General features: G+C 74.4%; 1 protein-coding gene. It reads left to right on the top strand.

Translation table 11 applies throughout. The features are described from left to right. Nucleotides 1-149 precede the first annotated feature (149 nt). Nucleotides 150-272: a hypothetical protein gene (locus tag JHD67_RS22710; protein WP_255557470.1), complete on the top strand. Its 123-nt coding sequence runs from the start codon at nucleotides 150-152 to the stop codon at nucleotides 270-272. The last annotated feature ends 114 nt before the right edge of the window (nucleotides 273-386 follow it).

Raw genomic sequence — 386 nt, 5'->3', positions numbered from 1 at the left:
CCCCCCCCCCCCCCCCCCCCCCCCCCCCCCCCCCCCCCCCCCCCCCCCCCCCCCCCCCCCCCCTTTTCAACCCTAAGCCGGAACCCGAGATTCGGTCACGGGTCTCGTGGGCTCGGAGACGTGCCCCCCCCCCCCGGCACAACGAGGTCATGCCAGCCGGTGCTCAAGACGACTGGCGTACTGCACGCGGTTGGCTGGAGACGCGCGTTGTCATCCTGACGGAGACCGGCCTGGCGCGACACCCGGAACGCCTGTCTCTTATACACATCTGACGCTGCCGACGACAACGTTCGGGTGTAGATCTCGGTGGTCGCCGGATCATGAAGAAAGGGGGGGGGGGGGGGGGGGGGGGGGGGGGGGGGGGGGGGGGGGGGGGGGGGGGGGGG

The organism is Dyella sp. ASV21, from assembly GCF_016428975.1.
Taxonomy (GTDB): domain Bacteria; phylum Pseudomonadota; class Gammaproteobacteria; order Xanthomonadales; family Rhodanobacteraceae; genus Dyella.
The sequence above is the reverse complement of the archived record's forward strand: the minus strand, read 5'-3'. Positions and strand labels throughout refer to the sequence as shown.